Raw genomic sequence first — 24,611 nt, forward strand, 5'->3', positions numbered from 1 at the left:
AAGGAGTTAAGATTATGATTCAGATGCAGTCATGTATGACAGTTGCTGATAACTCTGGAGCTAAAATTGCTCAGTGTATTAAGGTTATCGGCGGTTCACATCGCAGATACGCTGGTATCGGCGATATCGTAGTAGTAGCTATTAAGGATGCAATTCCTACATCTACTATCAAAAAGGGTACAATTGAGAAAGCTGTAATTGTACGTCAGGCAAAGGAATACCGTCGCCCAGACGGAACTTATATCCGTTTCGATGATAACGCTTGTGTTATCGTAGACGATAGCAAGAACCCTAAGGGAAAGCGTATTTTCGGACCTGTAGCTCGCGAGCTCCGTGATATGGACTTTATGAAGATCATTTCACTTGCTCCGGAAGTTCTTTAAGGAGAAATGAATATGTTGACTAAATCAAAAATCCGCAAGAACGATACAGTAGAGGTAATTGCCGGAAAAGATAAGGGAAAGCGCGGAGAAGTTGTTCGCGTTGACCTCAAGAAAGAACGTGTTGTTGTTTCTGGTGTAAATATCGTTAAGAAGGCAATGAAGAAGAGAAGCCAGCAGGATCAGGGCGGTATCGCTGAGATCGAAGCTCCTCTTAATATTTCAAATGTAGCAATCGTATGTAAAAAATGCGGTCCTACAAAGATTGGTTATAAAATCGACGGCGACAAGAAAGTTCGCGTTTGCCGTAAATGTGGAGATGTTCTGTAATGGCAAATTACGTACCTCGGCTTAAGAAAGTCTATAAAGACGAAATCGCACCTGCTCTTATGAAAGAGTTCAGCTACACAACTCCAATGCAGATTCCTGCAATTAAGAAGATTGTTGTAAGTATGGGTGTTGGTGAAGCTCTCACAAATAAGAAACTCCTTGATGCCGCAGTAGCTGACCTCACAGCAATCACAGGTCAGAAGGCTGTTAAGACAAAGGCAAAGAAGAGTATCGCTAACTTCAAACTGCGTGAGGGCAATGAAGTGGGCGCAATGGTAACATTGCGTGGTGACATTATGTATGAGTTTCTTGATCGTCTCATCAATGTTGCATTCCCACGTATTAAGGATTTCCGCGGAATCAAAGCAACTGGTTTTGACGGACACGGAAATTTCTCAGTTGGTATTACTGAACAGTTGATATTCCCAGAAATCGACTTCGATAAGATCACAAAGATCGCTGGTATGAATATCACTTTTGTAACAAGTGCAAACACTGATGCTGAAGCAAAAGCACTTCTTACTAAGTTCAATATGCCTTTCCGCAAGTAGGTGAAGTATGGCAAAGAAATCATTGTTAATTAAAGCAGCCCGCAAACCTAAGTACGAAACAAGACAGTATAACCGCTGTCAGATTTGCGGTCGTCCACGTGGATATTTGCGTAAGTTTAAGATGTGTCGTATCTGCTTCCGCAAATTGGCAAGCGAAGGCCAGCTTCCTGGCGTAACAAAATCTAGTTGGTAGGAGAATAGAATGAGTGCATCAGATCCAGTAGCAGACATGCTCACAAAGGTTCGTAATGCGGCTATGGCCCGCCACGAGAAAGTAGATGTTCCTGCATCAAAACTTAAGCTTGAAATCGTAAAGATTCTCAAGACAGAAGGATACATCAAAAACTTTAAGAAGATTCAGGAAGAAGGAAAGAACACACTTCGCATTTTCTTGAAATATGATGATGATAATAATCCGGTAATCCACGGTGTTAAGAAGATTTCTACACCTGGTCGCCGCGTTTATTCTGGTTACAAAGATTTGCCACGCGTTTATAACGGTTATGGTACAATCATCGTTTCAACTTCAGCTGGTGTAACAACTGGTAAGAAAGCTTCTGAAAAGATGGTTGGTGGCGAATTGGTATGTACTGTTTGGTAATAGGGGGAGGAAGAAATGTCTAAAGTAGGTAAACTTCCTGTTGCTATTCCAGCAGGTGTAACAGTAAACGTTGCAAACGGTGTTATTTCTGTAAAAGGTCCAAAGGGTGAACTTAAGCAGAGCTTCCATGATGAAATTGAAATCAAGGTTGAAGGAACTGAAGTAGTTCTTACAACTAAGAACAATGCTAAGCAGACAAATGCTTATCATGGACTTTACAGAAGTTTGCTCAACAACATGGTAAAAGGTGTAACAGAAGGCTTTACAAAGACTCTTGTTATCACTGGTGTTGGTTACCGTGCAGAAGTAAAGGGTAAAGAGCTTGTAATGAACCTCGGTTACTCAAGTGACTACATTGCAATCATTCCAGAAGGACTTACAGTTGTTGCAACTCCAGATGGAAAGCTTACAATTTCAGGTATCGACAAGCAGTTGGTTGGAGAATTCAGTTCTCAGATTCGTAAGTTACGAAAACCTGAACCTTACAAAGGAAAGGGTATTCGTTATGACAACGAAGTTATCAGACGTAAAGTCGGTAAGACTGGTGTTAAATAAGGTGAAGCTATATGTTTAAGAAGATGAACGATAAAAACAGAAAACGCTTGCACAGAAAGATTCATATCCGTAAGTCAATTTTCGGAACTGCTGAGAGACCAAGAATGACTATCACTCGCAGTAACAAGAATATTTCAGTACAGGTAATTGATGATAATGAAGGAAAGACTTTAGCTTCAATCTCAACTTTGGAAAAAGAATTTGCTGCTCTTAAGCCAAATACTGATGGAGCTGCAAAGCTTGGTGAAGCTTTCGGAGCACGCCTTAAGGACAAGAATGTAACTAAGGTTGTATTCGACAGAAATGGTTACTTGTACCATGGTGTTGTAAAAGCTTTCGCTGATGGTGCCCGTAAAGCTGGTATCGAATTCTAGGAGTTACTATGGAACATCAGAAAAACTTTGATAAAGATCCAAAAGAGAAGGAGTTTGTAGAAAAGCTCGTTACTCTTAACAGAACATGTAAGACTGTAAAGGGTGGACGTCGTATGTCTTTCTCTGCTCTTACTGTTGTTGGAGATGGAAAAGGTCGCGTAGGATATGGTCTTGGTAAAGCTAACGACGTATCTGAAGCTATTAAGAAGAGTATTGATCGTGCAAAGAGAAATCTTGTAGTAATTCCTATGAAGAACGGCACTTTGCCACACGAAATCATTGGTAAATACAAGAGTTCTGAAGTATTGCTTATGCCAGCTTGTTCCGGTACTGGAATTATCGCTGGTGGTACTGTACGTGCAATTATGGATGCAGCTGGTGCAACAGACGTTCAGTCTAAGTCTTTGGGGTCTAACTCAGCAGTAAATGTTGTTCGCGCAACATTCGACGCTATCTCAAAGCTTATGGACGCAAAGAAGGTTGCTGCCAACAGAGGTAAAACTCTGGACGAATTGTGGGGTTAATGTATGGCTAAGCAGTTGAAAGTTACATTAATTAGAAGCGTTATTGGTCAGAAACCAGAAAAGAAAGCAACAGTTCGCAGTCTTGGACTTAAGAAGATTTCTTCTTCTAACACACTCCCAGACACAGACGCTGTTCGCGGTATGGTTGCTGCTGTATCACACCTTGTAAAGGTAGAGGAGATCTAAAATGGCAGAGTATAATCCAATTCTTAGCGCTCCTCAGGGTGCTAACAAAAATCCTAAGCGTGTTGGACGTGGTTCTTCTTCAGGACTCGGTACAACTGCTGGTAAGGGTAACAAAGGTCAGCAGTCAAGATCTGGTAAGGCTGGTCCTTACGTAGGTTTTGAAGGTGGACAGATGCCTCTTTACAGACGTATTGCACGCAAAGGTTTCTCAAACTATCCTTTTAAGAAAGAATATGTATGTATAAATGTTGAGCTTCTTGATGCAAAATTCGATGATGGCGCAACTGTAGATAAGGCAGCTCTCGCAGCAAAGGGATTCATCTCTTTGAAGAGTGCTCCTCTCGTAAAGATTCTTGGAAACGGCGAAGTTACAAAGAAATTGAACGTTGTTGTTGACAAAGTTTCTGAATCTGCAAAAGCAAAAATCGAAAAAGCTGGTGGTTCAGTAAAAACTGCTGAAGCATCTGCTGAAGAAGCAAAATAAGGCGGAGTAGAACATGGCAAGCAATCCAATTGTTAATATGTTTAAAGTTAAAGAAATTAGAGACCGTTTGTTCTTTACATTCCTGATTCTCGCAGTTTTCCGTTTAGGATCTGTAATTACAGTGCCAGGAATTGATGCAAATGTTCTTATTAAATACTTTGACGATTTAGCTGCGCAGAATAAGAACGCATTCGCCAGTTACATGGACTTCTTCGTAGGAGGAGCTTTTTCTAACTTCTCTATTTTGATGCTTGGTGTAATGCCTTATATCTCAATGCAGATTATTATGCAGCTTGCTGTGATTATTTTCCCGTTCCTTAAACGCATATCTCAGGAAGATGGTGGCCAGAGAAAGATTGCTCAGTACACACGTATTGGAACAATCATTGTTTGTGTTATCCAGGCTTGGGGTATGTCAGTTTATGCAAACAGTATCCCTGGTTGTATTGTTCTCGAGAATAAGATGGCCTTCAAGGCCCTCTTCCTCGTAACAGTAACAACCGGATCTATGGTTACTGTTTGGTTAGGCGATCAGATTACAGCTCGCGGTATTGGAAATGGTATTTCAATGATGATTTTTGCAGGTATTGTTGCCCGCTTGCCTAATGCTATTGTTGAGCTTGCTCAGAAAGTAAAGGCTGGCGAAATTCAGCTTGTATTTGTTATCCTTGTAATCATCATGTTCATTGCAATTATCGGATTGGTAATTTATGAAGAGTCAGGTCAGAGAAAGATTCCTGTACACTATGCAAAACGTGTAGTAGGAAGAAAAATGTATGGCGGACAGAGCACATACATTCCTTTCAAAGTTAACCCTTCAAACGTTATTCCTTTGATTTTTGCAAACTCAATCCTTACAATGCCACTGATGTTTGTTCAGTCAGTCGCAAAGGGAGAAAATTCTGCAAGATGGATTAGTTCTATCGCAAGAGTTCTTACTCCTAATGGAATGTGGTACAATATAGTATTGGTTATTCTTATTATCTTCTTTGCTTACTTCTACACTCAGGTAACACTGAACCCTACAGAAATTGCAAAGAACATCCGTGAAAACGGCGGCTCCATTCCGGGTGTGCGTACAGATAAGACAGAAGAGTACCTTACAAAGATATTGAACAGACTTATATTACCAGGTTCATTGTTCCTTGCATTGATTGCTATTATCCCAACCCTCATTCAGAGCTGGTTCGGATTCCCACAGTCAGTTGCACAGCTTATGGGCGGAACTTCACTCATCATTTTGATTGGTGTTGATCTTGATACAATGAGTCAGGTTGAGGCTCTCCTTAAAATGCATCATCATGAAGGACTTACAAAGAAGGGCAAAATCAGATCACGAAATCTCTAGAAAGAAATTTTAGAAAATTCGTGAATTAACAGTAGAAAAGAACTGGGAATATGTGATATATTATCTTTTACCGAATTGCTCTCATTGCGAGGTGCCTAAAATTCGGTAAAAAATATTCTCATGGGGGCTTTTATATGAAAGTACGAACCAGTGTAAAACCTATCTGTGATAAGTGTAAGGTAATTAAGAGAAATGGTATTATCCGTATCATTTGTTCAAACCCAAAACATAAGCAGAGACAGGGCTAAGGCTTAAGGAGAAACAGATGGCTCGAATTGCGGGAGTTGATATCCCTAATAAGCACACAGTTGTTGCTTTAACTTATATTTATGGTATCGGCCGTTCATCTGCAAAAGAAATTTGCGAAAAAGCTAAGATTGAACCAACAAAAATGGCTAACGATCTTACACAGGATGAATTGGCAAGAATTCGTGAAATCATGGACGCTGAATACAAGACTGAAGGACGTCTCCGTTCAGAAATCGGTCTTAACCTTAAGCGTTTGATGGATATTGGTTGCTATCGTGGTCTTCGTCACAAGAGAGGTCTTCCAGTACGCGGTCAGAGAACTCGTACAAATGCACGTACTCGTAAGGGTAAGAAGAAGACTGTTGCTAACAAGAAGAAAGCATAAGGCGGAGGATAGATAATGGCTACCGTTAAGAAACGAAAGGAAAAAAAGAGCGTATACGAAGGAAACGTTTATATCCAGGCTACGTTCAATAATACTATCGTAACTGTAACAGACATGAAGGGAAATGCTCTTTCATGGGCATCTTCAGGCGGACTCGGATTCCGTGGAGCAAAGAAGTCTACTCCTTTTGCTGCACAGTCTGTTGCTGAAACAGCTTTGCAGAAGGCTGCAAGTTACGGATTACGTGAAGTACACGTATATGTAAAGGGACCAGGAATGGGTCGTGAAAACGCTATCCGTTCTATTGGTGCTATGGGCTTGAGAGTAAAGTCTATTTCTGATGTTACTCCAATTCCTCACAATGGCTGTCGTCCTCGTAAGACTCGACGCATGTAAATCTTAAGGAGAATACGTTATGGGTAAAAGCACACAGCCTCTCTTAAAGAGATGTAAAGCCTTGGGTATCAACCCAGTTGTAATGGGTTATACAAAGGAATCAAAGAGAAATCAGAAAGAAGTTAGACGCGCTAAGAAGTCTGAATACGGTCTTCAGCTTACAGAAAAGCAGAAGCTCCGCTTCATCTATGGTGTTCTCGAGAAGCAGTTCCGCAAGTACTATGTAATGGCTACAAAAAAGACTGGCGTAACTGGTGAAGTTTTGCTGCAGATCCTTGAATCTCGTCTTGATAATGTTATCTATAGAATGGGATTTGCTAAGACACGTCAGCAGGCAAGACAGATGGTAAATCACGGTCACATTACTGTAAACGGAAAGAAGGTTGATATTCCTTCTTACCTCGTAAAAGTAGGCGATGAGATTTCTATCAAAGAAGAAAGCAGAACTTCTGCTGGAATCAAGACTATTGTTCTCGCTAACAGCGATAATAAAGTAGTTCCTGGTTGGCTCGAAGTAGATGCTGAAAAATTTACTGGAAAGGTTGTAAGCTTGGCTGCACGTTCAGATATTGACTACGCAGTTAAAGAGAACCTTATTGTTGAATATTATTCTAAATAATAAAGAGGAGTTTAGATGGCTCGCAAAAACTTGCTTAAAGGTTTCAAAAAACCTAAAGGTATTTCATTTGAACCGATTGACAGTACCAATCCGAATTATCAGAAGTTCTATGCCTACCCGTTTGAAACAGGTTTTGGTACAACAGTTGGAAACACTTTAAGAAGAGTATTGTTGTCATCTATCCAAGGTTATGCAATTACCTCTATCCGTATTACATCTTATGACGAGAGTGGTATTTCTCATGTAATTTCCAGTGAATTTGAAGCAATTCCAAATGTAGCTGAAGATACACTTGAGATTATCAACAGTCTTAAGATGATACGTTTGTGCTTGCCAGAGGACGTTGAATCAGACACTATTCAGTATGAATTCAAAGGCCCTGGTGTAGTAAAGAGTGATAATTTTGCTAAGGAAGGTCAGCTCGAAGTTATGACTAAAGATCAGGTTATCTTTACCATGATGGAAGGCGCTCAGCTTGATATTGAAATTCAGGTTGACCTTGGTAGAGGATACGTACCTGCAGAAACGAATGAACATTACATAGAGGTTGTTGGTACAATTCCTATGGATGCCATTTTCACTCCTGTTCCAAAAGTAAAATATTCTATTGAGCCTTGTCGTGTTGGTCAGCGTAATGACTACGATAAGCTTGTTCTTGAGATTTGGACTGATGGAACAATTTCACCTGTAAATGCATTGGGTGAGGCTGCAAAGATTGCTAAAGATCATTTTGCTATCTTTATCAACTTCAACGACAGTGAAATTTCTGGTGGTGATGAAGGTGACGAGGGCGATGAGACAATCAAGAAGATTCTCGACACTCCAGTTGAGGAACTTGAGCTTTCAGTACGTTCATCAAATTGTTTAAAGAATGCAAATATTCGTACAATCGGCGAATTAACTAAGAAGACTGAAGATGACATTGCAAAGACTAGAAACTTTGGAAAGAAGAGTCTGCAGGAAATCAAGGAAAAGCTCCAGGAATGGAACCTTACACTTGGTATGACAGATTACAGTCATCTGAAGAATGCTGCCAATATAATTAAGCAGAAGGAAGAAAACGATGAATCATAGAAATGGTTTTAATCCGCTTTCACGTACAACAGCACACCGCCGTGCTATGTCACGCAATATGGTAACTTCGCTCTTCAGATATGAGCGTATTACTACAACTAAATCTAAGGCTCTTGAAGTAAGAAAGTCAGCTGAAAAGCTCATTACTAGAGCTAAGGAAGATACTGTACACAATCGTCGTGAAGCTGCAAAGTTTATTCAGGATGAAAAAATCTTGAACAAGCTTTTCACAGAGATTGGTCCTCGCATGAAGGAAAGAAACGGTGGTTATACACGTGTTCTTAAGCTTGGATATCGTCAGGGCGATGCTGCAGACGTTGTAATTCTTGAGCTGGTTGACTATAAGCTTGATGCTGAAAAGTCTGAAGAAAAACCTGCAAAGAAGGCTGAGCCTAAGGCTAAGAAGCCTGCAGCAAAGGCAAAAGATGCAAGTTCTGAGGCTAAGCCAAAGAAAACTACAAAGAAAGCTTCTGAAAAGAAAGAAGAAGCTCCTGCTAACTAAGCTTAAATAGGAGTTTGATATGTCAAAGAACCATCGTGGATCTGGAATTAGATCATTACCTGCACACGGAAAAGGAACTTGTGCTATCTGTGGAAAGACAGACATCAAAGTTCTTTGGGAAAAGGAAATTAATGGTCAGACTGTAAAAGTATGTAAGTTCTGCAACGCTAAGCTTAAGAATGAAGCTCGCGTAGAAGCAAGAAAGGCTAAGCCTGCAGCTGAAGCAGCTGCTACAGAGGCTCCTGCAGAAGAAACTCCAGCTGCTGCTGAGTAAGTTCTGTTTTACAGACTTTATAAACCGTCATCAATATCGGATGACGGTTTTTTTTTCGGGAAATATTCTTAAGGGTTTACCTTGAAAGAAACCGAAAGTTGAAATATAATTATAAGGTAATGAGCGTAGCAACTAGTCATCACATTTCCAGATATTATGATTATTATCGTGATAAGGAAATTGTTTTTACGAAGGCAAATCTTAAGTCTCTTCGCATTGACCCTCGTCAAATATATTTAAAGAGTAACGGTGGACAGTGGCCTTGTATCATAAATTCTTCATCTTTGCAGCAGGCTAAAGTAATAATTGGTACAGCAAGTGGAATTTATTCAACAGTACAGAAAAACAGAACTGCACCTATAAGTATCCGCTATTGCTTTTTCGATCAGAATAATGAACCAATTCAGTTCTCTGTAAATTGTAACGTAATTGATATTAAACCATTCCAGGATTCTAATGAACTGGCAATGCTTACTCTTAATTTTACACAGCGTCCGCCGGATGATTTAATTCTTCGTATCGGAGAGTTCATTGAAGTTAATGAAAATTTCCAGAATCGTAAAGAAGAGCGTATTGCAATCAATGAGAACTCACTCAGACTTTTAAATATTCCAAAGGAAGAGTCATATATCTTTATTGCTGGTGTTCCTAGAAAATGTATCTTAAAGGATATTTCTTTCGGCGGTGCAAAAGCAATGCTTGTTGGAATTCCAAAATTCCTGGAGAACAAAAATGTAGATCTTCGTTTGTTTTTTATTGATACAAATGAAAAGATTTCTCTTCAGGGAATTATTAAGCAATCTGACTTTTTGCCAGGTCGTAAGGATATTTCAATTGTTCATATTGAATTTATTCCTGATGAAATTCCTATGACTTATAAATTCCATATCAATAGTTATATTACTTCTTATCAGAAGCAGCTGATCCAGAATCAGATTAACAACAAAGAAGCTGCTGAAAAAGCAGAGGCTGAGGCTGCTGCTAAGAAGGAAGCCGCAGAGCAGAGGGCTGCAGAAATCGCTGCACAGAAAGCTGCTCTGGAAAAGGCTGGAAAACAGTAAAAACTAAATTCATTTTTTAAGTGGTATTATTATGAATCCTTCAAACCCATTGGAATCGATTTATTTTGTAAACATTCCAAAGCTTGACCTTTCGTCATGCAATTCTTTTGAGATTGACCCGACTATTCCTTTACCAGTACAGAAAAAGCCTGGTCAGTCAGAAGATGACTTTAATCCAAAGGAAATTGAACCTGAGCAGATTCTTGCAGGTATGCTTACAATTCTTGCTTATGATTCAAAGAATACTCAGCTGGACTATTATCGTTCGCTTCTTAAAAAGATTAAGCCTAATCTTAAGAAAGAGCTTTGCGAAGCTGCTATTCTTAAAACAAAGAATGAAGATTTTGATCTTGCAGAAGAAATCTTCCGTGCTTTAATTGGTTTTGATCCTGAAGATGTTGCAATAATTCTTAATATGGCTCTGTTCCTTGATCAGCGTGCTGATTCTTACAGAAACTCTGGTCTTTTTGAAGATGCCGATGCTTATGACGCAGATGCATATTCTTATTACGAACAGGCTATGAATGCTGAGCCTCCTCTTCCGGATGTTTACTTTAATGTTGGTTTTTATTATATGAAACAGCATAAATTCCGTGAGGCAAAGGATGCTTTTGAAACTTATCTTGCGCTCACCTGTGAAACAAGTGATGAAGAAATGGGTGAAAACGGAGTTTATAAAAAAGAACGTGCTCAGGAAATCATCAACAATATCAATAATCAGAATATGGATGATGAGAACTTTAAGGCTGCATATGATTTGATTTCAAGTGGTCAGGAAGAAAAAGGTCTTGAGCAGATTAGAGACTTTTTGCAGAGTAATCCAAAGGTCTGGAACGGCTGGTTCATGCTTGGCTGGGGACTTAGACGCCTTGAACGTTATGCTGATGCTAAACAGGCTTTCCAGGAAGCTCTTAAATATGGCGGTGATACAAATGCTGATACTTATAATGAGCTTTCACTCTGTTATATTGAAGAAAAAGATTTTGTAGAAGCAAAGAAGTGTCTTATGAAGGCTCTTTCACTTGAACCTGAAAGCACAAAGATTATTTCAAATCTTGGATATCTTGCGCTTGCAATGGGAAATAAACAGGAAGCACGTAATTACTTTACGGCTGTTCTTGAATTTGATCCTAAAGATAGAATTGCGGCAGCTGAGTTGATGAAGCTGGAGCAGGAAGCTGAGTAAATAGATTGCCACGTCGCTGCGCTCCTCGCAATGACGTGCTGCAGATGTTTACGGTAGAATAACGGTATCACCTTCGGTGATGCCGTTTTTTTTGTACCAGCCTTGTGGAACTTCAAGAGCATAGCGAACAGAAACTGTGCTGATAATTGAATCTGTGCTGTATGGATTCATATCAAAAATATTTCTGATTTTACCTTTTGAATCTATGTAAGCGATTGAAAGCGGATGAGGGGTATTTTTCATCCAGAAGGATAAAAGCTGGTCTCTTTCAAATATAAACAGCATTCCTGTTCCGTCTGGAATGGTTTTACGTTCCATAAATCCGTGATTTCTGTCTTCCGGTTTTATTGCAATTTCTGCTGCTACTGTGAATTCTGTTCCGTCCTGGCGGATTATTTTTACATCTTTTACAGGAAGTTTCTGTGGTTTGCAGGAAATGAATGGTGTAAGAAGTAGTAATACGGCTATAAGAAGTGCTGTTTTTTTCATTTATGTTTATCCTTTTTTTAATCAGAGTTCGTCCAGGAACATTTCCTGAGTTATTTCTGTTGGAGATGCCTGGATGTTTGAATAGTTTTGTGTCTGTTCAAAAATCTTATTATCAATATATTTAAGTGTAAGTGGTTTTTCAAGACTCATAGTGACTTCACCATCTGTCCAGGTGGCTGCCTGAGGGCTAAAACTTGTTGGTTCACCGTATTTTTTTGTGAGTTTTGTAAAAATGCTGTAATAGTCTATTTTTTCCGGATTTATATTGATTGTAATAATATAAAGTTCATCGAATGAGAACTGAAACCAGCAGCGGGTAAGGAAATTTGAACCGAAACCTCGTTGTGCATCTGTTTCAATAAGAGTTTTGCTTGAATGAGGGATGAGTGAAACGTCACGATCTCCGTGGTATCCGAAATCTGGATCTTTTACTAAGTTTTCTTTAGTTTCTTCTAGACTCATTCCCAACATGATGTCTTTGTATCCATGCGGAAGACTTTCTGCATATAAAAATAATGAAAAAGCAGAAAAAAGAATGAGACTAAGGCTTTTTTTCTTGAATAAAATCATACTTAATTATCGGAAGATAATTGGTTTAGATTATTTATTTTGTTTGCGATAGAAGGCAGCGGCTTTCATAAGTTCCTGTGCGTCTTTTATGAAGATTTTGCCGTTTTCTATACGAATCTGGTCATACTGTTCAAAGTCGTAAATAGCCTTTGCCTGATATTCACTTGCAAGACCACACATATTTGCGAGGTCTTTTGGTGTAAACTCTGTCTGCATTGAAAGTTTTGAGAAGCCGATTTTAACACGCTGTTTTTCGAGCTGAAGTGAAAGCATATCAAGCATTTTTGCGAGAGGCTCTGTAAGAGTTGCGTTATCAAGCTGGCGGTACATAGACCATAATCGGTCTGCAAGTGTAGTTGTAAGTTTTGCTATCAGCTGTGGCTGTGTTGCTACCATCTGATTGAAGTTTGAACGGTTGATTACCATAAGTGTACAGTCGCTGTGTGCGAGTGCGTTTGCAGAACGTGGCTTGTTTTCGATAAGAGCCATTTCTCCAAACATGTCGCCTTTTTTAAGTACAGCAAGAGTTACTTCGTTTCCGTTTACAACCTTGGTAATTGAAACTTCACCTCTCTGGATGATAAACATATCTGAACCTGTCTGTGCTTCTGAGAAAATCATTGTATCTTTTGGATATTGACGTGTAGGTTCTGTTGTTGGTTCAAAATAAACTGCATGTGTTTTTGGTTTGAGTGCTACAAACTTCTGTTTTGCGAGGTCTGCATTTGGTCCCTGAGGTTTTGTTTTAAGATACTGATAGTATGCGTAAACAGCTACATCTGGAAGTGCATTTTTCTCGTAAAAATTACCTACTTTGAAAATCTGTTCGTAGGTGTCCTGAACTACTGAATGAAGGGTAGCTTTTGTAAGCATTTCGTTCATAACACGCATGCGGTTTGCAAAAGTTTTGATTATTTTAAGGGCAACAGGTGTGTTCTGAGAAATAAGTTCAGGATACTGGTCTTTGCGTACAGAAATAGCCATTACATCTGTTGTGGCAATTGCAGTTTCAATCTGAAGGTGATCTGACATACAAGGAACTACACCAACGAAGTCTCCAGGTCCGTACATTGTTGGTGCAAGGCCTGATCCTGATGATTTCATGCATTGTACGTTACCTTTCTGGATTATGTAAAAATGGTCGGTGTTTTCTTTGCCTTCTACGACAAGATATGAACCTTTTCTGAAACTAACAATTTGTAACTGCAGCAAGAGTCTACTCTCCTAAGATTATTCAATATATAAGTATAAATTTAGAATTTTTATTTGTCAATTGAAGATTCGGCCAATTAAACTAAACAAAAATGATTTCTGGTTCAAGATCGAAACCGAATTTGTCTTTTACTGCTTTTTGGGCTGACTTTACCAGTGTTCTTATATTGTCGGCTGTTGCATTACCTGTGTTTATGATGAAATTGCCATGGAAAGGTGCTATCTGGGCTCCGCCGGCTGTGAGGCCTTTGAGTCCGCAGTCGTCTATGAGTTTACCGCTTGGTGCTCCGAAGGCGTGGTTGTTTTTGAATACGCTGCCGGCGCTTGGATATTTGAAGTGGCCTTTGTCTACGCGTTCAGCGATGTATTTTTTGCAGTCTGCGACTATGCGGTCGTGGGCTGATGCGCCGGCAGGTGTGAGACGGAAGGTTGCCTGTGTGATATAGCGCTGGTTAGTTTGTGAGCCATCTTCTGCTGTATGTGCCTGAAATGGAGTTTTTTTATAATCCCAGTCTGCGGCATTAAAAGGCAGTTCAGTTATTTTTGCTTTTTCGTCTGTGTATTCGATATGTGAAGTTGAATATAGAAGATCACTTATTGAACGGTCAAAACAGCGTGCATTCATATAAACGGCGCCGCCAACTGTACCTGGAAGACCTGCAAACTGTTCTGCCCTGGTAAGATTCTTTTTTGTACAGAAATCTACAAAGGCTGCCATTGGAACACCGCACTGGCAGGTTACGAGAACTGAGCCATCAGGTGTAGTTTCATCCGGGTCATAAAAGATTTCTTTGATTGACTGAGTGGAAATAATTGCGCCATTATATAATCCATCCGGGTAAACGACATTACTGGCTCCGCCTGTTACAAAATAGGGGAGTTCTGCGGAACGGGCGGCACTTATTGCGGCTTCAAGCTGTTCTGGAGTTTGTGGTGTGATAAAAAGCCTTGCGGTTCCACCTACTTTGAAGGTTGATTTTGGTGCAAGTGGTTCATTTTCTGTGTAAGGTATTTTTGCAACCTTAAGCATTGAAGCAAGGAAATCTATCATACTTCTATTATAGTAGGAAAACGAGCTGTGTGGAAGTATGGATGAGCGGTGTTTAAAAATCGGATGTGTTGTTTAAGAGGTCGGAAAATAGTATAATTATCAATAAATGTGAAAATTTTCAAAGGCAGCCGAGCATAGCTCGTCTGTGCGCATTTTGACGGATAATCCTAAAACGGCCCGCTGCCGTAGCCCGTTTTTTAACGGATTTCCGATAAGAGCGGGGGAAGGTTTTCCCCTTTAAATTCTAAATACGAGGTAAACTATGGCACTGAGATTATACAATACTATGGGACGCAAGATGGAAGAGTTTAAGCCGATTGTGGAGGGTCACGTTGGTTTTTACGGTTGTGGCCCGACTGTTTACAACTATGCGCATATTGGTAATCTGCGTGCTTATGTTTTTCTTGATATTCTTGATAAGACTCTGTCTCTGCTTGGTTATGATATTAAGCATGTTATGAATATTACTGATGTAGGTCACCTTTCTGATGACGGCGATAACGGTGAAGATAAAATGAAGAAGTCTGCGGCTGAGAGACATCAGAGTGTTCTTGAGGTTGCTAATTTTTATACTGATGCTTTTATGAAGGATATGGATGCTATGAATATCCGTCATCCTGATGTTATCTGCCGTGCAACTGAACACATTGATGACATGATTGAGCTGATTAAAAAGATTGAAGCTAATGGTCACACTTATATGGCTGGTGGAAATCTTTATTATGATATTTCTACTTATCCAGATTATGGTAAGCTTGCTAATTTGAATCTTGATGAGCTTAAGGCAGGGGCTGGTAAACGTAAGGTTGTTGTTATTGATGAAAACAAGCGCAACCCTGGAGACTTTGTACTCTGGTTTACTAAGTCTAAGTTTGAAGATCAAGCTATGACCTGGGATTCTCCTTGGGGACGCGGATATCCTGGATGGCATATCGAGTGTTCTGCTATGAGTATGAAATATCTTGGTAAGCATTTTGATATTCATACAGGCGGTATTGATCACGTGCCTGTTCACCATACTAATGAAATTGCTCAGTCGGAAGGTTCTTTTGATGAGGCTGAGCGCGCTAAGGGACCTTGGGTAAACTACTGGATGCACAATGAGTTCCTTATTCTTGAGGGCGGTAAGATGAGTAAGAGCAGCGGTAATTTTATTACCCTTCAGACTTCTTTACCTCCAGAGCGTGGTTTCTCTCTTAAAGACAAGGGCTATGCTCCGCTTGATTACCGTTTCTTCCTTTTGAGCGGTCACTACAGAAAGCAGCTCGTATTCAGTCTTGAAGCTCTTGAGTCTGCTAAGAACGGCCGTGCGGCACTTTATTCACGTGTTGCTAAGTTGATTTCTCGTGCTAATTCAGAAGAAGGTCTCGGATTGACTGCAGAGAACTTTGCATCTGTTCTTGCAGGTATAGACTGCGAAACTGATAATCTTGCTAAATTCCGCGAAGGTCTTGAAAACGACCTTGCTACACCTGTTGCTATGGCTGCTCTTCAGAAAGAAGCTGCCGGTAAGGGAAATATAAAGGCTAGTACTTCTCTTGCTGCTCTTATGAAGATGGATTCTGTATTGAGTCTTGATGTTATTAAGGGTGGTTTTGAAGCTCTTGCTGCTACTTCACCAGCTGCTTCTGCTGCAGATTCTCATGCGGGAGATCCTGAAGCAGCTGAAATTGATGCACTTGTTGCAGAACGTACTGCTGCAAAAAAAGCAAAAGATTTTGCAAAGGCTGATGAAATCCGTAACCAGTTGACTGCTCGAGGTGTTATTATAATTGATACACCGAATGGTCCGACATGGAAGCGCGGGTAATTCCTGTTAATTTTTTGTAACTTTTGGGATAGTATTGTGTTTAATAATATAACTGGAAATCAACAGGAGAGTAACGAAGCGTTATGCGCCGGAAATCCGGTTGATTTTAAGAAAATTTATGATGCAACTATGCAGATGCTCTTTAAGGTTTCATATAGAATTGTAAACGATGAAGAGGCTGCAGAGGATTTGGCTCACGATTCTCTCATTAAAGCTAATGAAAAGAATCTGACATTTCCTACAATAAATGATGCTAAGTACTGGCTTATTCGGGTTGTAAAGAATGCATCCATAAATTATATAAAACGTAAAGAACGTGAGCGTAAGGCTTACGAAAAGGTCCTTTATGAGGATCATAGAAAAACAGAGACTGGGGAAGTTGACTTGCTTAAGGCTGAGTCCATAAGTAAGGCAAGGGAAGCTCTGAAAAAATTACCGGAAAACCTGCAGGATGTTCTTATGCTTCGGGAATATGCAGACCTGAACTATAAGGAAATTGGAAGAATCCTTGGAATTACTGAAGGTAATGTAAAGGTAAGAATTTTCAGAGCAAGGGAACAGCTTGTAAAAATTATAGGAGAAGATAATGTCTTTTTGCCCGAGTAAAGATATTCATTCTGTATACCTCGACGGTGAGTTGCCTGAAAACTACAAGGCTGAGTATGAGCTTCATATAGCTAATTGTGAAAAGTGCCGTAAAGAGTTAGAGCAGCTTAAGGCTGTTAGTAATTTGTTTAAAGCTGATTCTTCTGCTTTGAATCTGGATGAGAAGTTCATGGACGAAAGTTTCCAGAGACTTCAGATAAAAATGGCTTATAATCGCAATGTATTGAAGGCTCCTCGTAAATCTTCATTCAGAGTAATAACTTATGTCGCTTCTGGTATTGCTGCTGCTGCGGTTCTTGCATTAGTGCTCCCTCTTGGGTTAAAATCAAAGCAAGCTTCTACTGAAGTTTCTGCTGTCGAAAAAACACGCCTTTTTCAGTCTGTAAGTTCTGGTTCTACTGTTCCTATTACAGCAGTGTCTACAGGAGCACGAACTTCGGACAATAATGTTCCGTTTGATAGTGGAAGAAGCGTTGTCGTTTCTGGTAATATTCAGGATGTTGTTTTGTCTTCAAAAAATAAAAACAATCCGGTATTTACAAGAAATGTAAACGATGTCGATGTATTGAGACCAGATTTTCAGGACGAAGCAATTTCTATAAAGATTACAGTTCCTGGCATGGGTGATTTCCCGGTAACAACTGAAATCAACGTTCCTATGGATCTTGTATCAGGCAGACATTAGTGGATTCTTCTGGAAAGTTTAGTTATTCATTGAGGAAGTATCCGGCACTCCGGGTACTTTCTGTTGTTTTTATCATAAGTATAATTCTCGGTTCTATTTATCTCATTGGTTTCAGGAATAAACCTGTTCCTGAAATTACTTCTGTTGTTCCACCTGTTGGTTCTCCCGGTGACCTTGTTATCATTAACGGTTCGAATTTTGGTGCTGTGCGTGATATGAGCTATGTAGAAATAGCGGGTTCAAAACTTACTGCCAGTTCTTATATTTCGTGGACAGATAATTGTATTAAATTCGTACTTCCTGCAAATGTACAGGATGGTCTTCTTGTTGTTGGAACTAAGGAACTTCGTTCAAAACCTGCTCTTTTTGCAAATGAGGTTGATATTCCTGTTCCGGTTCCTGCTGTGCAGCAGGTTACAAAGCCGTTAATCACTATGCTTTCTTCGGACAAGGTTAGTACGGGTGAGCTTCTTGTGATTTACGGAAATAATTTTGGTGATTCAAAAAATCAGTCTAAAGTGCTTTTTACTATGGACTGCAATAATAAAATCAGTGAGGCTGACTATAAGAACATGGTTATGCTTACTGAGAATATGATTCCTGCAAGCGAAGATGATTTTGATTATGTATCCTGGTCGAATACAGAAATCAGTGTTAGGGTACCGGATGGTGCTTACAGTGGTGTTGTAATTGTAGATACAGGCCGTGAACAGTCTGATCCTAAGGAAATTACTATCAATACTGATGCGGGTCGTAAGGAATATCTTAATAAGAAGATATATCTGGTTCAGTATACTGCTGATATTGCTGATGTTGTGACAGATGATGTTTCTACAATTACTCTTCGCTGTCCGATTCCTTTTAATTGTCCTGCTCAGCCTAATATTGAGATTACTGAGGTCGTTCCGGAGCCGATTTTATTAAATTATCAGAATAATTTGATTCATCAGATTACAAAGAGCCGAAATAATACTCCAAAGAGTGTTTTTAAGCAGACTTTCGTTCTTCCTGTTTTTGAAGTAAGAACTAATGTAAATCCTGTTAAAATTGGAAATTATAAGAACACTGAAAAAAATCTTTTGAGTGGAGCACTTAAGTCTGATGCTCTTGTTCCAAGTTCTGATAAGGCTGTAAAAGAGCTTTGTGATAAGATTATTGGAAAAGAAAAAAATGCCTGGAATAAAGCAAAACGGATTTATGAATATCTTTGCGATAACTGTATGATTGAAGCAAAGGTTCGTAACGGAGATTCGAATCCGCTTGATTTGATTAAAAAAGGAAGCGGTGATGCTTATGATTTTGCAGTTATTTATACTGCTTTGTTGAGAGCTGCTGAGATTCCGGCTTATACAGATGGCGGTGTATTAGTCAATCAGGATTTGCAGAGTCAGGCTCACTGGTGGTGTGAATTCTATATTGATAGAGTAGGCTGGGTTCCTGCGGATCCTGCTCTCGGTGCAGGGCTTGAATATAAGCGCTGGACAGACAGTGATGTTGTAGATGAAAGAGCTTACTATTTTGGAAATATGGACTCGCATCATATTCTTTTCTCAAGAGGATGGAGTCAGCTTAAGCCGTTTAGTGCAGACAGTAAGATTGTTCAGCAGCCAAGAAGTTTTGCCCTGCAGTCTATCTGGGAAGAAGCAAATAAAGATACAGCAAAATACAGCAGCTACTGGAGTGTTCCGGTAGTAAAGGGAGTTTATTAACTGGAGGTTTAGTATGACAAAGATTTTGAGTGTTGGTGGTTCAATTATTGCTCCGGATAAGCCGGACAGCGCTTTTTTGAGCGAGTTTGTTACAATGTGTAAGAAATGGCTTGATTCAGACAAACAGAACAGATTGATTCTGGTTGCTGGCGGTGGAGCACCTGCACGTGTATATCAGAATGGATTAAAGGAAGTTTGTGAAAAGACTGGGGACGCTTTTGATGCAAATGCAGCAGACTGGATTGGTATTATGGCTACACGTTTGAATGCTCAGCTTTTGAAGGCATGTTTTGGTGATTACAGTAAAAACGATGTTGTTTACAATCCAACTGAAGAAAATCTGAAGTTTGATGGCCAGGTACTTGTTGCTGCAGGCTGGAAACCAGGATTCTCTACTGATACAGATGCAGTTTATCTTGGTGAAAAATTTGATGCTAAGACTATCGTAAATCTTTCTAATATTGAAAAGGTTTATACAGATGACCCACGCAAGAATCCTGAAGCAAAACCTCTTGATACAATTTCATGGGCAGACTTCCGCAAGATGGTAGGAGATGAATGGACACCTGGAAAGAACTGTCCTTTTGATCCTATTGCATCAAAAAAAGCCAGCGAACTTGGTATGAAAGTAATCTGTGCAGGTGGAAAGAATATTCCTAACATCCAGGCTATTCTGGAAGATAAGGAATATTTTGGAACTACTATCGGTGCTTAATAATAGCCCATGTTTGTAAGGACAGTTTCTAATTTCTGTCCATATAACGGGTCAGTGGCCCAGGTACCGGCCAGACCGTAAATATTTTCAACGTACTTTGTCTTGTGGACCCAGTTATATCTCGGGTCCACAAGTTCGTTAACGAGCATTACTTCTTCTGTTGTGCCATAAGCCTGAAGGTGCTGAATATGGGCGCGGACGCCTGTCTGCTCGTCTGGGAATTGTTCGCCGGGATGTTCTGCATCCATTGCGCCAAGTCCGCAGTAATTGTGGAACTCAGGCTGAACAAGACCTCCAAAACGAAGATAGCCGGTTTCAAGGCACATCTGTGCAAAGGCTACGTCTGAGTTCACTCCTTCTACGGCAGCTTCATCTATATAATATTGAGCAAAGTTTTTTATGTGTTCGCGGTCAGCTTCTGCATTGCGGCTCATAAAATAGTTTGCCAGTTGATCTGCATTTAAGCGGCCGATATCCATAATATTCTTAGAAAGTTCAATGTGTTTTCTGGCTTTTGGTAAAGAAGCACAGGAATTTAATGTAAAAAGAGCTGCAGCAAGAGTGGCAGCAAAAATAAATTTTCTCATCATATTCTGATTTTCGGAAAAACAGAAAAAAATCTGAATTTCTGACACTTTTTTTCAAAATCTTTTCCTTTTTTGGCTTATGAAAGCAATATTATAGATAGAGGATTTTATGAAAAAAATCAGTAATGAAGAAAAAATTAGACCGTCGGTACGGGAATCTGCAATGGAGCATGGGCTTTCTTATCTGTTTGATGAGGAGCTTGTGATGCTTATTCTTGGGACGGGGAATAGTCAGATGCCTGTGGAAATAATGGCAGATAAAATAGTTGATGCTCTTGATGATTCAGATCCCGCCGAGGTGGTAAAGAATCTGCTTAAGCTTAAAGGGGTTGGGCAAGGAAAAGCACTGGCTGTTGCGGCAGCTCTTGAACTGGGAAGACGGCGGAATTCGCATCTTTGTGCACCGATTTCGAGTTCATCTGATATCGTTCCTTTTGTACAGAATTATGCGGTTTGTAAAAAAGAACATTTTCTTCTTGTTACGTTGAATGGCAGTCATGAAATAATTCAGATTCATGTGATTTCGGTTGGTACGTTAAACAGAACTTTAATACATCCGCGTGAAATTTTCGGAGCAGCAATAAGAGAGGACGCGGCGGCAATCATAGTATGTCATAATCATCCATCTGGAAATTGTGAACCTTCAGAAGAAGATATTCAGGTGACGCATAATCTTGAACGGGTTGGAGAAATTATGGGTATTGAGCTGCTTGATCATATTATTGTGTGCAGGGATTCATATTTTAGTTTTGTTGACAGCAAAATGCTACTTAGGAATAAAAAGAAAAATGTTATTGTTAAAATGGCCTGATTCTATTAAATTATAGGTATGAAACTATATTCTAATGCTCAGCTTATTCGTACTACTGTGATTTGTGTTGTTGCTGCTGTGCTTGTTACTGCAGCTGTTTGTATAAATATTTCTAAGAAAAAAGCTTCTGGAAATGCTGCAACTGAGGCGGAGGTTACTCAGGTTGCGGATACGACTCCGGAAGGTACAGATATTATTTCGGGTTCAGATAATTTTGAGAACTCGTATTCTTTTCTTGAGCAGAATCCTGCTTCTGTGATTTCTGTTGCCGGTGGAAATGGAGGTTCGGGTTACACTCAGGAAGAAGCTCAGAATATAAATGTTTACTCACTTTGTAATGAAGCGGTTGTGAATATAAATACTCAGATAACAGCTTATGACTGGTTCCTTCAGCCTTATGTACAGGAAGGAGGAAGTGGAAGTGGTTCTATTATTGATAAGCGTGGTTATATTCTTACAAATGTTCATGTAATTCAGGATGCAACTAAAATTTATGTTTCTCTTTTTGATGGTACTCAATATGAGGCTGAAATAATAGGAACAGATTTAGACAGTGACCTTGCCGTAATTAAGTTTACACCTCCTGCAGGAATGGAACTTAAGACTATTTCTTTTGGTGCTTCTACTGCTTTGAAAGTTGGTCAGAGGGTAATTGCAATTGGTAACCCATTCGGTTTGGAACGAACTATGACTACAGGTATTGTTTCTGGTCTGGGACGTCCTATTCAGAATTCTAATAACAGAATTATCCGCAATATGATTCAGACAGATGCGGCTATTAACCCTGGAAACTCTGGCGGCCCTTTGCTTGATACAACTGGAAAAATGATTGGAATCAATACTATGATTCAGTCAAATTCAGGAAACTCTGCCGGTGTTGGTTTTGCTGTTCCTTCTGAGACTGCGATTCGTGTTGTTGCAGATTTGATTAAATATGGAAAAGTTCAGCGCGGAACTATTGATGCAACTGTTATTCAGTTGAGCCGTCGTATTACACAGTATGCGGGCCTTGATGTTTCGAATGGTGTTTTGATTTCAGAAGTAAAAAGAGGCGGAAATGCAGAGGCTGCGGGCCTTAGAGGTGGTACTGAAGCTGCATATTATGGTTCACGACGAGACATCATTTATATTGGCGGTGATGTAATTACTCAGATTGATGATATTGCCGTAACTTCTCTTGCTGATTATTATTCAGCTCTTGAAAGCAAAAGACCTGGTGATGTCGTTACGGTTGTGGTTCGTCGAAATCGCAAGAACGTAACTTTGAAGATTAAGCTGGTGGAGAGTTAATGAAAAAGTTTGAGGTAGTTTCACCTTTTGAGCCTAGCGGAGATCAGGGACAGGCTATTGAAAAGCTTGCAGAAGGATTTCTTCGCGGTGACAAGTTTCAGACTCTCAAGGGTGTAACAGGCTCTGGAAAAACCTTTACTATGGCAAAAATCATAGAGAAGGTTCAGCGTCCTACGTTAATCATAAGTCATAATAAAACTCTTTCTGCCCAGCTTTACCGTGAGTTTAAATCTTTCTTTCCGAATAACGCTGTAGAATACTTTGTTTCATATTACGACTATTATCAGCCGGAAGCTTATGTTGCTGCCCGCGACTTATATATAGAAAAAGACTGTGATATCAACCGTGAAATTGATCAGATGCGTCTTGCGGCAACTTACAGCCTTATGGAACGCCGTGATGTAATTGTAGTTGCAACAGTTTCCTGTATTTACGGTTTGGGTATGCCTGATGTTTATAAGGGCATGCGTGTTCATGTTGAAGTTGGTCAGACTTTAGATATCAAAAAGTTTGCAAACTCTCTGATTTCAATGCAGTATAACAGAAATGATAACGTGCTTGAGCGCGGCAACTTCCGTATTAAAGGCGATGTAATAGAAGTTTTCCCGCCTTATATGGAAACAGACGAAGCATACAGAATTCTTCTGGATTGGGAAGAAGTTGTCCGTATTCAGCGTTTTAATGTTCTGGACCGTTCTGTTACCGGTGAACTTGAAGAAACTGTTTTATATCCTGCAAAGCACTTTGTCGTTCCTCAGGATAAATTAATTGAAGCAACGAACCGCATTCAGGTTGAACTGGACGAGCGTGTAGAAGAACTTCGCGCTGCAGGAAAAATGCTCGAAGCTGAGCGTCTTAAAACCCGTACAACTTATGATATTGAAATGCTCCGCGAAATGGGAACCTGCCCGGGAATCGAAAATTATTCCGGCCCAATTTCGGGCCGCGCGCGAGGCGAACCTCCTGCAACACTTCTTCATTATTTTCCGGATGACTTTTTGTGCATGATTGATGAGGCACATGTTTCTGTTCCTCAGATTGGTGCGATGTATGAAGGTGACCGTAGTCGTAAGCAGAATCTTATTGATTTTGGATTCCGTCTTCCTAGTGCTTTTGATAACCGCCCTCTGAAGAAGGCTGAGTTTGATGCAAAGATGAATCAGATAATTTATGTTACTGCAACTCCACGCCCTGAAGAAATTAAGCAGAGTACACAGGTTGTAGAGCAGCTGATTCGTCCTACAGGACTTCTTGATCCTATTGTAGAAATCAGACCAAGCGAAGGTCAGATGGAAGATATTTACAAGGAAGTTCGCGAGCGCATTGAGCGACACGAACGCAGCCTTATTCTGACACTGACAAAAAAGATGGCGGAGGACCTTACCCAGTACCTTACAGAACTTAAACTCAAGGTAAAATATATTCACTCAGAAATTGATACTTTTGAACGAGTTGAGATTTTGAAATCTTTAAGAACCGGTGAAATTGACGTTCTGATTGGAATTAACCTTTTGAGAGAAGGAATTGACCTTCCGGAAGTTTCGTTTATTGCAATTCTTGATGCAGATAAAATCGGATTCTTAAGATCGGAAACTTCGCTTATTCAGATTATTGGACGTGCTGCCCGAAATGCTGAAGGTAAGGTTGTAATGTATGCCGACCACATGAGTCCTGCAATGGAAGCGGCTGTAAAAGAAACAAAGCACCGTCGCGAGGTTCAGGAAGCTTACAATAAAGAACACGGAATTACACCAAAGACAATTTCTAAAGCTGTTGAAGATATTCTCATTCATGAAAAGCAGGATGCAGATGCAAACGCTTCAATGCAGCTTGAAGTTCTTAAGAAAGAAGCAAATCTGTTTAATCCTAAAGAACGCCACAAGCTCATTAAAGCTCTCACTGCTGAAATGTCCGCCTGTGCAGACCGTATGGAGTATGAACAGGCAGCTGCTCTCCGAGACCAGATTCGCGATATTGAAGCACAGTACGGGAAATAA

33 protein-coding genes are annotated in these 24,611 nt (G+C 39.9%); 28 read left to right on the forward strand and 5 right to left on the reverse strand.

Features of this window, described 5'->3' with window-relative positions; genetic code table 11:
* Positions 1 to 14: 14 nt before the first annotated feature.
* The 20 genes from rplN to AABJ44_RS02655 all read left to right on the forward strand — a co-directional run bounded on the left by rplN (position 15) and on the right by AABJ44_RS02655 (position 11,079).
* Complete coding sequence (rplN, locus tag AABJ44_RS02560; RefSeq protein ID WP_022931791.1) at positions 15 to 383, forward strand: 50S ribosomal protein L14; 369 nt, start codon at positions 15 to 17, stop codon at positions 381 to 383.
* Positions 384 to 395: 12 nt separating this feature from the next.
* Positions 396 to 710 carry a 50S ribosomal protein L24 gene (gene rplX / locus AABJ44_RS02565; RefSeq protein WP_074641241.1) on the forward strand — a complete coding sequence of 105 codons (315 nt, stop codon included), beginning with the start codon at positions 396 to 398 and terminating at the stop codon, positions 708 to 710.
* Positions 710 to 1,261 carry a 50S ribosomal protein L5 gene (rplE, locus tag AABJ44_RS02570; RefSeq protein ID WP_022931789.1) on the forward strand — a complete coding sequence of 184 codons (552 nt, stop codon included), beginning with the start codon at positions 710 to 712 and terminating at the stop codon, positions 1,259 to 1,261. The genes rplX and rplE overlap by 1 nt, the downstream gene beginning before the upstream one ends.
* A gap of 7 nt (positions 1,262 to 1,268) precedes the next feature.
* Positions 1,269 to 1,454 (forward strand): type Z 30S ribosomal protein S14, encoded by a 186-nt coding sequence (locus tag AABJ44_RS02575; protein ID WP_074641239.1) that lies wholly within the window; start codon positions 1,269 to 1,271, stop codon positions 1,452 to 1,454.
* A 9-nt stretch (positions 1,455 to 1,463) separates the two neighbouring features.
* Positions 1,464 to 1,862 (forward strand): 30S ribosomal protein S8, encoded by a 399-nt coding sequence (gene rpsH, locus AABJ44_RS02580; RefSeq protein ID WP_074641238.1) that lies wholly within the window; start codon positions 1,464 to 1,466, stop codon positions 1,860 to 1,862.
* A gap of 15 nt (positions 1,863 to 1,877) precedes the next feature.
* Positions 1,878 to 2,417: a 50S ribosomal protein L6 gene (gene rplF, locus AABJ44_RS02585; protein WP_074641236.1), complete on the forward strand. Its 540-nt coding sequence runs from the start codon at positions 1,878 to 1,880 to the stop codon at positions 2,415 to 2,417.
* 11 nt (positions 2,418 to 2,428) lie between these two features.
* Positions 2,429 to 2,791 carry a 50S ribosomal protein L18 gene (gene rplR / locus AABJ44_RS02590; RefSeq protein WP_074641234.1) on the forward strand — a complete coding sequence of 121 codons (363 nt, stop codon included), beginning with the start codon at positions 2,429 to 2,431 and terminating at the stop codon, positions 2,789 to 2,791.
* An 8-nt stretch (positions 2,792 to 2,799) separates the two neighbouring features.
* Complete coding sequence (rpsE, locus tag AABJ44_RS02595; RefSeq protein ID WP_074641232.1) at positions 2,800 to 3,315, forward strand: 30S ribosomal protein S5; 516 nt, start codon at positions 2,800 to 2,802, stop codon at positions 3,313 to 3,315.
* A gap of 3 nt (positions 3,316 to 3,318) precedes the next feature.
* The gene (gene rpmD, locus AABJ44_RS02600) at positions 3,319 to 3,501 is read left to right on the forward strand and encodes a 50S ribosomal protein L30 (RefSeq protein ID WP_074641231.1); all 183 of its coding nucleotides are present in this window, start codon (positions 3,319 to 3,321) and stop codon (positions 3,499 to 3,501) included.
* Position 3,502: 1 nt separating this feature from the next.
* Positions 3,503 to 3,985, forward strand: a complete 483-nt coding sequence (rplO, locus tag AABJ44_RS02605; RefSeq protein ID WP_338370323.1) for a 50S ribosomal protein L15 — start codon at positions 3,503 to 3,505, stop codon at positions 3,983 to 3,985.
* 13 nt (positions 3,986 to 3,998) lie between these two features.
* On the forward strand, positions 3,999 to 5,333 hold the full coding sequence (gene secY, locus AABJ44_RS02610; protein ID WP_074641228.1) for a preprotein translocase subunit SecY: 1,335 nt from the start codon (positions 3,999 to 4,001) through the stop codon (positions 5,331 to 5,333).
* A gap of 134 nt (positions 5,334 to 5,467) precedes the next feature.
* Positions 5,468 to 5,581 carry a 50S ribosomal protein L36 gene (gene rpmJ / locus AABJ44_RS02615; protein ID WP_074641226.1) on the forward strand — a complete coding sequence of 38 codons (114 nt, stop codon included), beginning with the start codon at positions 5,468 to 5,470 and terminating at the stop codon, positions 5,579 to 5,581.
* Positions 5,582 to 5,598: 17 nt separating this feature from the next.
* Complete coding sequence (gene rpsM / locus AABJ44_RS02620; protein WP_074641225.1) at positions 5,599 to 5,967, forward strand: 30S ribosomal protein S13; 369 nt, start codon at positions 5,599 to 5,601, stop codon at positions 5,965 to 5,967.
* 15 nt (positions 5,968 to 5,982) lie between these two features.
* Positions 5,983 to 6,363 (forward strand): 30S ribosomal protein S11, encoded by a 381-nt coding sequence (gene rpsK, locus AABJ44_RS02625; RefSeq protein WP_022931779.1) that lies wholly within the window; start codon positions 5,983 to 5,985, stop codon positions 6,361 to 6,363.
* 19 nt (positions 6,364 to 6,382) lie between these two features.
* Positions 6,383 to 6,982 carry a 30S ribosomal protein S4 gene (gene rpsD, locus AABJ44_RS02630; protein WP_074641223.1) on the forward strand — a complete coding sequence of 200 codons (600 nt, stop codon included), beginning with the start codon at positions 6,383 to 6,385 and terminating at the stop codon, positions 6,980 to 6,982.
* 15 nt (positions 6,983 to 6,997) lie between these two features.
* Entirely contained in the window at positions 6,998 to 8,056 is a 1,059-nt protein-coding gene (locus AABJ44_RS02635; protein WP_074641222.1) for a DNA-directed RNA polymerase subunit alpha, read from the forward strand.
* Positions 8,046 to 8,558 (forward strand): 50S ribosomal protein L17, encoded by a 513-nt coding sequence (gene rplQ, locus AABJ44_RS02640; RefSeq protein ID WP_022931776.1) that lies wholly within the window; start codon positions 8,046 to 8,048, stop codon positions 8,556 to 8,558. The genes AABJ44_RS02635 and rplQ overlap by 11 nt, the downstream gene beginning before the upstream one ends.
* Positions 8,559 to 8,577: 19 nt before the next feature.
* Complete coding sequence (locus AABJ44_RS02645) at positions 8,578 to 8,832, forward strand: hypothetical protein (protein ID WP_338370324.1); 255 nt, start codon at positions 8,578 to 8,580, stop codon at positions 8,830 to 8,832.
* Between the two features lie 119 nt (positions 8,833 to 8,951).
* Positions 8,952 to 9,893, forward strand: a complete 942-nt coding sequence (locus AABJ44_RS02650) for a PilZ domain-containing protein (protein WP_074641942.1) — start codon at positions 8,952 to 8,954, stop codon at positions 9,891 to 9,893.
* A gap of 31 nt (positions 9,894 to 9,924) precedes the next feature.
* A complete protein-coding gene (locus AABJ44_RS02655; protein WP_338370325.1) occupies positions 9,925 to 11,079 on the forward strand; it encodes a tetratricopeptide repeat protein in 1,155 nt (384 codons plus the stop codon).
* Between the two features lie 48 nt (positions 11,080 to 11,127).
* On the opposite strand, the gene AABJ44_RS02660 is transcribed toward AABJ44_RS02655, so the two are convergent.
* From AABJ44_RS02660 to murB, 4 genes are all read right to left on the reverse strand, one after another.
* Positions 11,128 to 11,568, reverse strand: coding sequence for a DUF192 domain-containing protein (locus AABJ44_RS02660; RefSeq protein ID WP_338370326.1), 441 nt, complete (start codon positions 11,566 to 11,568; stop codon positions 11,128 to 11,130).
* A gap of 21 nt (positions 11,569 to 11,589) precedes the next feature.
* Positions 11,590 to 12,138, reverse strand: a complete 549-nt coding sequence (locus AABJ44_RS02665; protein WP_338370327.1) for a hypothetical protein — start codon at positions 12,136 to 12,138, stop codon at positions 11,590 to 11,592.
* A 30-nt stretch (positions 12,139 to 12,168) separates the two neighbouring features.
* Complete coding sequence (locus tag AABJ44_RS02670; protein WP_338370328.1) at positions 12,169 to 13,350, reverse strand: Crp/Fnr family transcriptional regulator; 1,182 nt, start codon at positions 13,348 to 13,350, stop codon at positions 12,169 to 12,171.
* 82 nt (positions 13,351 to 13,432) lie between these two features.
* A complete protein-coding gene (gene murB / locus AABJ44_RS02675) occupies positions 13,433 to 14,401 on the reverse strand; it encodes a UDP-N-acetylmuramate dehydrogenase (RefSeq protein ID WP_338370329.1) in 969 nt (322 codons plus the stop codon).
* A 262-nt stretch (positions 14,402 to 14,663) separates the two neighbouring features.
* On the opposite strand from murB, the gene cysS reads away from it, so the two are divergent.
* The 5 genes from cysS to pyrH are packed head-to-tail and all read left to right on the forward strand — an operon-like array spanning position 14,664 to position 19,926.
* Positions 14,664 to 16,211, forward strand: a complete 1,548-nt coding sequence (gene cysS, locus AABJ44_RS02680) for a cysteine--tRNA ligase (protein WP_338370330.1) — start codon at positions 14,664 to 14,666, stop codon at positions 16,209 to 16,211.
* A gap of 36 nt (positions 16,212 to 16,247) precedes the next feature.
* Positions 16,248 to 16,817 carry an RNA polymerase sigma factor gene (locus tag AABJ44_RS02685; protein WP_074641205.1) on the forward strand — a complete coding sequence of 190 codons (570 nt, stop codon included), beginning with the start codon at positions 16,248 to 16,250 and terminating at the stop codon, positions 16,815 to 16,817.
* Positions 16,798 to 17,502, forward strand: coding sequence for an anti-sigma factor family protein (locus tag AABJ44_RS02690; RefSeq protein ID WP_074641203.1), 705 nt, complete (start codon positions 16,798 to 16,800; stop codon positions 17,500 to 17,502). Before AABJ44_RS02685 ends, AABJ44_RS02690 begins: the two co-directional genes overlap by 20 nt.
* Positions 17,502 to 19,211, forward strand: a complete 1,710-nt coding sequence (locus AABJ44_RS02695; protein WP_338370331.1) for a transglutaminase domain-containing protein — start codon at positions 17,502 to 17,504, stop codon at positions 19,209 to 19,211. Before AABJ44_RS02690 ends, AABJ44_RS02695 begins: the two co-directional genes overlap by 1 nt.
* Before the next feature lie 13 nt (positions 19,212 to 19,224).
* Positions 19,225 to 19,926, forward strand: a complete 702-nt coding sequence (gene pyrH / locus AABJ44_RS02700) for a UMP kinase (RefSeq protein ID WP_338370332.1) — start codon at positions 19,225 to 19,227, stop codon at positions 19,924 to 19,926.
* On the opposite strand, the gene AABJ44_RS02705 is transcribed toward pyrH, so the two are convergent.
* The gene (locus tag AABJ44_RS02705) at positions 19,923 to 20,513 is read right to left on the reverse strand and encodes a glucosaminidase domain-containing protein (protein WP_422100131.1); all 591 of its coding nucleotides are present in this window, start codon (positions 20,511 to 20,513) and stop codon (positions 19,923 to 19,925) included. The two genes, pyrH and AABJ44_RS02705, sit on opposite strands and share 4 nt — an antisense overlap.
* Before the next feature lie 109 nt (positions 20,514 to 20,622).
* On the opposite strand from AABJ44_RS02705, the gene radC reads away from it, so the two are divergent.
* Genes radC through uvrB form a run of 3 tightly spaced genes read left to right on the forward strand, consistent with a single transcriptional unit; the run spans position 20,623 to position 24,611 of the window.
* Positions 20,623 to 21,324, forward strand: coding sequence for a RadC family protein (radC, locus tag AABJ44_RS02710; RefSeq protein WP_338370334.1), 702 nt, complete (start codon positions 20,623 to 20,625; stop codon positions 21,322 to 21,324).
* Positions 21,325 to 21,342: 18 nt separating this feature from the next.
* Positions 21,343 to 22,614: a S1C family serine protease gene (locus tag AABJ44_RS02715; protein WP_338370335.1), complete on the forward strand. Its 1,272-nt coding sequence runs from the start codon at positions 21,343 to 21,345 to the stop codon at positions 22,612 to 22,614.
* Positions 22,614 to 24,611, forward strand: coding sequence for an excinuclease ABC subunit UvrB (gene uvrB / locus AABJ44_RS02720; RefSeq protein ID WP_338370336.1), 1,998 nt, complete (start codon positions 22,614 to 22,616; stop codon positions 24,609 to 24,611). The genes AABJ44_RS02715 and uvrB overlap by 1 nt, the downstream gene beginning before the upstream one ends.

Origin of the sequence: Treponema bryantii, assembly GCF_036492245.1 — a bacterium.
In the GTDB taxonomy this organism is placed as follows: domain Bacteria; phylum Spirochaetota; class Spirochaetia; order Treponematales; family Treponemataceae; genus Treponema_D; species Treponema_D bryantii_C.